This is a genomic window from Piscinibacter sp., from assembly GCF_050175855.1.
Taxonomy (GTDB): Bacteria; Pseudomonadota; Gammaproteobacteria; order Burkholderiales; family Burkholderiaceae_C; genus Piscinibacter.
Genome location: NZ_JBFXIO010000386.1, coordinates 1 through 4,772, shown reverse-complemented (window position 1 = coordinate 4,772; position 4,772 = coordinate 1). Strand labels below are relative to the sequence as shown.

Here is a 4,772-nt window from a genome sequence, read left to right as displayed (position 1 = left end):
GCAGGGTCAGGAAGGACCCCGGCTGCACGAGATTCACGGCGTAGCCTGCTCCAGTAGACTGGCTGCGGATTTTACGAGCCCGGCCCGCACGGCCCTCCCGACCGTGATCAAGGACATTCCACCCGACGCGCGCCCCCGCGAGAAGCTGCTGTCGCAAGGGCCGGCCGCGCTGGCCGAGGCGGAGCTGGTGGCGCTGCTGCTGCGCACCGGGCTCAAGGGCACCTCGGTGCTGCAGCTCGCGCAGCAGGTGCTCGACGCCTTCGGCGGCATCGCCGGGCTGCTGCACGCCGACCCGGCCGATCTCAAACGCATCAAGGGCCTCGGTCCGGCCAAGCGCGCCGAGCTGTCGGCGGTGATCGAGCTGGCGCGACGCTCGCTGCAGCAGCGACTGGCCGATCGGCCTGCCTTCGACTCGCCCGGCGCGGTGCGCGACTACCTGCGCCTGCACCTCGGCCCGCGCGAGCACGAGGTGTTCGCGGTGCTGTTCCTCGACGCGCAGCACCGCCTGCTGCAGTTCGACGAGATGTTCCGCGGCACCCTCACCCAGACCAGCGTCTACCCGCGTGAGGTGGTGCGCCGCGCACTGGCGCTCAACGCCGCGGCGGTGATCCTCGCCCACAACCACCCCAGCGGCGTGGCCGAGCCGTCGCGTGCCGACGAATTCCTCACCCAGTCGCTGAAGAGCGCGCTGCAGCTGGTCGACGTTCGCGTGCTCGACCACATGGTGGTCGGCCGCGCCGGGGTCGTCTCCTTCGCCGAGCGGGGTCTGCTGTGAACTCGCCGAAGGTCAACTCCCTGGCCGACCTCAAGCTGCTGCGCAAGGCGATGCGCGAGGCCGAGCGCGAGGCGGCCGCCGCGGCGGCGCGCGCCCAGGCCGAGATCGCACGGCTGCAGCGCGAGCGCGACCTGTTCGCGCGCAGCGTCGGTCCGGTGGTGCCGCTGCAGCCGCCGGCGCGCGCCCCCATCGTCGTGCCCCGCCCCCACCCCGAGCCGCGCCAGCGCCTGCGCGACGAGGCGGCCGTGCTCGCGGAGTCGATCTCCGACGAGTTCGACGTCGAGTCGCTGCTCGACACCGACGAGGCGCTGTCGTTCCGCCGCCGCGGCGTCGGGCCGGAGGTGGTGCGCAAGCTGCGCCGCGGCGTGTGGGCCATCCAGGCCCAGCTCGACCTGCACGGAGCGCGCCGCGACGAGGCCCGCGAACGCCTGGCCGCCTTCCTGCGCGAAGCGGTGCGCGGCGGGCTGCGCTGCGTGCGCGTGATCCACGGCAAGGGCAACGGCTCTCCGGGTCGCGAGCCGGTGCTCAAGGGCAAGGTGCGCAGCTGGCTGGTGCAGAAGAACGAGGTGATCGCCTTCACGCAGGCCCGCGCGCAGGACGGCGGGCATGGGGCGCTGATCGTGCTGCTGAAACCATCGGACGCTGTGGGCAGCCGGCCAGCGCCCGGCCGCTCCGATGCGGCCGGCTGACCCCATCGGGGGGTGGCCGCGGTACCCCGCGGCCGGGGGCTCATATCAACCGCCCTTGTTGCGCATCCAGTCGGCAGTGCCGAAGAAGGCTTGCGCCAGGCGCTCGGCCAGCACCGGATCGACCTCGCGCTCGCGCATCGCCTGGCTCATGCAGGCCAGCCACTGGTCGCGCTCGCGGATGCCGATCGGGAACGGCAGGTGCCGGGCGCGAAGCCGCGGGTGGCCGAAGCGCTCGACGTAATGCTGCGGCCCGCCCAGCCAGCCGCACAGGAACCAGAACAGCTTGTCGCGGGCGTCGTCGAGCGTGCTGCCGTGCACGGAGCGCAGGGCGGCGTACGCCGGTTCCAGGTCCATCAGGTCGTAGAAGCGGTCGACCAGCGCCCGCACCGCCGGCTCGCCGCCGAGCAGTTCGAACGCCGAGGTCTCCTCGCGGGCCGTCGTGTCGCTCACGACATCAGCCTCTCGGCCGCCGCCGAGACGCCCTGCGCCGCCGGGCAGCCGGGCTGCAGTTCCATCAGCAGGCGGCGCTTCTGCACCGCCTCGCGCACCGCCGAGTCGGTCGGGATTTCGCCGAGCAGCTCCAGCTTGAAGGGCACGCCCGGATCGCTCATCTGCGGCGTCACGTAGCGGTCGATCACCTGCTGCAGTTGCCCTCGGATGACGCGGCCTTCGCCCTGGCGGCCGATCTGGTTGACCATCAGCCGCACGCCGGTGCGCTGCTGCTGCGTGGCCAGCACCTTGATGGTGGCGTAGGCATCGGTCAGCGATGTGGGCTCGGGCGTGGCCACGACCAGCACCTCGTCGGCCAGCGAGACGGCGTAGAGCACCACGTCGGAGATGCCGGCGCCGGTGTCGAGGATGATGCGGTCGAAGCGCGGCGCCACCTTCTCGATGACGTCGAGCAGCTTCTCGCTGACTTCCGGCGTGAGCCGCGAGTACTCCACCAGGCCGGAGCCGGCCAGCAGCACCGAGAAGCCGCCGGGCGCGGGCAGGATGGCCTGCTCCAGCTCGGCCTTGCCGGTGAAGACGTCGTGCAGCGTGATCTTGGGGAACAGGTTGAGCACCACGTCGAGGTTGGCCAGGCCGAGGTCGGCGTCGAGCACCAGCACGCGCTCGCCGCGCCGGGCCAGCGCCGCCGCGAGATTGGCCGAGACGAAGGTCTTGCCGACACCGCCCTTGCCGCTGGTCACGGCCAGGATGTGCGCCCGCGGTGCGGGCTTGCCGCCTTCGGCCGGGTTCGTTTCGCGGTCGCTGCTCATTCGAGATCCTGGAACTGGGAGTGGCCGAAGAGCAGGCCCTTCTCCTCGGCGCTGACGTAGGAGACCGGCGGCATCTCCAGGCAGGCGCGGTTGCGTCCTTCCTGCTTGGCGCGATAGAGCTGCTGGTCGGCACGTTCGATCCACAGCGGCGCCGAGGAGCGCACCCACTGCGGCGCATAGGCGCCGCCGATGCTCACCGTGACGGCGACGTCCACCCCCGGCGCCACGTTGACCGGCCGCATCTGCACCTTGTTGCGCACCCGCTCGGCCACCGTCTGGCCGAAGGCCGGCGGACAGTTGGGCAGGATCATCGCGAACTCCTCGCCACCGAAGCGCGCCACCGTGTCCATCGGCCGGATGCATTCGTGCAGCGCGCGGCCCACGGCGCGCAGCACCTCGTCGCCGGCGGGGTGGCCGTGGGTATCGTTGACCTTCTTGAAGTGGTCGATGTCGATCATCAGCACCAGGGCCGGTTCGCCGGCGCGTGCCACCCGGTCGATCTCGCGGGCCATCGCCAGCTCGAACTGGCGGCGGTTGGCCAGGCCGGTCAAGGCATCGCGGCTGGAGAGTTCGCACAGCCCGTCGACCACCGCCTGCAGCCAGCCTGCCGGATCACTCTGGCGGGTGTCGGGCAGCTCCATCCCGGACTGCTGAAGCAACTGCAGGGCCGACTCCAGGCGCAGGGAGCCGGCCTTGGTCGGCGGGGGCGGGGCGGGAGCGTCCAAGCGTGGAGATGGGTGAAGTCGGTACCGGCTTACAAGCCAGTCTAGCAGCCGTGCAGCGGTCGATTCGCCGAAATGACGCACTTTGACCCGCCTCATCGTTCGTGACGATCTTCCTCAAGCGGCACGGTGGCGCGTCGATAACCCGGTGACACCCCCGGCCGGGGAGCGCCTGCCTTGGCCGCCACAGATGGGAGACCCGATGAGCGCCCTCGCCTCCAACGCCACGCCTCGGCCGGCCGCTGCAGCCGCTGGCCTGCCGGCGCCGGACCAGGAGTTCAGCTTCGGCCAGGCCGACTTCGAGCGCGTGCGCACGCTGATCTACCAGCGCGCCGGCATCAGCCTGCACGCCGGCAAGCAGGCCATGGTCTACAGCCGCCTGTCGCGCCGCCTGCGCGAGACCGGCCACCGCAGCTTCGGCAGCTATCTGCAGTGGTTGGAGACGAACAGCGGCGCCAGCGGCGAATCAGAGTGGCAGGAGTTCATCAACTGCCTGACCACCAACCTGACCGCCTTCTTCCGTGAAGAGCACCACTTCCACGCCTTCGCCGACGACTTGAAGGCGCGCGGCACGAGCAATCCGCGGATCTGGTGCAACGCCGCCTCGACCGGCGAGGAGCCCTACTCGATCGCGATGACGGTGGCCGAGGTGCTCGGCGCCTCCACCGGTGCCCGCATCCTGGCCAGCGACATCGACACCAAGGTGCTGGCCACCGCCGCGCGCGGCGTCTACCCGGCCGATTCGCGCGGGCTCTCGCCCGAGCGGCTGCGCCGTCACTGCCTGCGCGGCACCGGCGCCAACGCCGGCTTCATGCGCATCCGCCCCGAGCTGCAGAAGCTGATCGAGTTCCGCACCCACAACCTGATGTCGGCGCAGTGGTCGCTCGGCGAACCCTTCGACTTCGTGTTCTGCCGCAACGTGATGATCTACTTCGACGCGCCGACGCAGCGCCGCGTGCTCGAGCGCATCCATGCGGTGATGAAGCCCAAGGGCCTGCTCTACGTGGGCCACTCCGAGAACTTCTCCGATTCGCGCGAGCTGTTCCGCCTGCGCGGCAAGACCATCTACGAGCGCGTCTGAGCCCGAGCGCTTCAGCCCTGCCCCGTCACGCCGATAACGCACGCATCATGGCCCTCGCACCCAGCATCACCTCTTCGGCCGGCACGCGGCTGGCGCGCCTGAAGGCGCAGCCGCGCAAGCCGGGCGAAGCCTCGTTCTTCTTCTACGACGCGGACTTCAAGAACGACGCCGTGAAGATCCTGCCCGGCGAGTATTTCGTCGACAGCGAGGACATCCTGATCATGACCACGCTGGGCTCGTGCATCG

At 70.7% G+C, this 4,772-nt stretch carries 6 protein-coding genes and 1 pseudogene; 4 read left to right on the top strand and 3 right to left on the bottom strand.

The window, feature by feature from the left end:
* Nucleotides 1-106 precede the first annotated feature (106 nt).
* Both radC and AB7U92_RS22060 read left to right on the top strand, forming a co-directional pair.
* On the top strand, nucleotides 107-775 hold the full coding sequence (gene radC / locus AB7U92_RS22065) for a RadC family protein (RefSeq protein WP_428582137.1): 669 nt from the start codon (nucleotides 107-109) through the stop codon (nucleotides 773-775).
* The gene (locus AB7U92_RS22060; RefSeq protein WP_428582135.1) at nucleotides 772-1,464 is read left to right on the top strand and encodes a Smr/MutS family protein; all 693 of its coding nucleotides are present in this window, start codon (nucleotides 772-774) and stop codon (nucleotides 1,462-1,464) included. The genes radC and AB7U92_RS22060 overlap by 4 nt, the downstream gene beginning before the upstream one ends.
* 45 nt (nucleotides 1,465-1,509) lie before the next feature.
* Here the strand turns inward: AB7U92_RS22060 and AB7U92_RS22055 are convergent, their stop codons facing one another.
* From AB7U92_RS22055 to AB7U92_RS22045, 3 genes are read right to left on the bottom strand one after another with little or no spacing between them, the layout of a single operon-like run.
* The gene (locus AB7U92_RS22055; RefSeq protein WP_428582133.1) at nucleotides 1,510-1,914 is read right to left on the bottom strand and encodes a group II truncated hemoglobin; all 405 of its coding nucleotides are present in this window, start codon (nucleotides 1,912-1,914) and stop codon (nucleotides 1,510-1,512) included.
* Nucleotides 1,911-2,723, bottom strand: a complete 813-nt coding sequence (locus tag AB7U92_RS22050) for a MinD/ParA family protein (protein WP_428582131.1) — start codon at nucleotides 2,721-2,723, stop codon at nucleotides 1,911-1,913. Before AB7U92_RS22050 ends, AB7U92_RS22055 begins: the two co-directional genes overlap by 4 nt.
* A complete protein-coding gene (locus tag AB7U92_RS22045) occupies nucleotides 2,720-3,448 on the bottom strand; it encodes a GGDEF domain-containing protein (RefSeq protein WP_428582129.1) in 729 nt (242 codons plus the stop codon). The genes AB7U92_RS22050 and AB7U92_RS22045 overlap by 4 nt, the downstream gene beginning before the upstream one ends.
* Before the next feature lie 199 nt (nucleotides 3,449-3,647).
* On the opposite strand from AB7U92_RS22045, the gene AB7U92_RS22040 reads away from it, so the two are divergent.
* Together AB7U92_RS22040 and AB7U92_RS22035 are read left to right on the top strand one after the other, a co-directional pair.
* The gene (locus AB7U92_RS22040) at nucleotides 3,648-4,526 is read left to right on the top strand and encodes a CheR family methyltransferase (RefSeq protein ID WP_428582127.1); all 879 of its coding nucleotides are present in this window, start codon (nucleotides 3,648-3,650) and stop codon (nucleotides 4,524-4,526) included.
* 47 nt (nucleotides 4,527-4,573) lie between these two features.
* Nucleotides 4,574-4,772 (top strand): annotated as a pseudogene (locus AB7U92_RS22035) (chemoreceptor glutamine deamidase CheD); the annotation flags it as partial.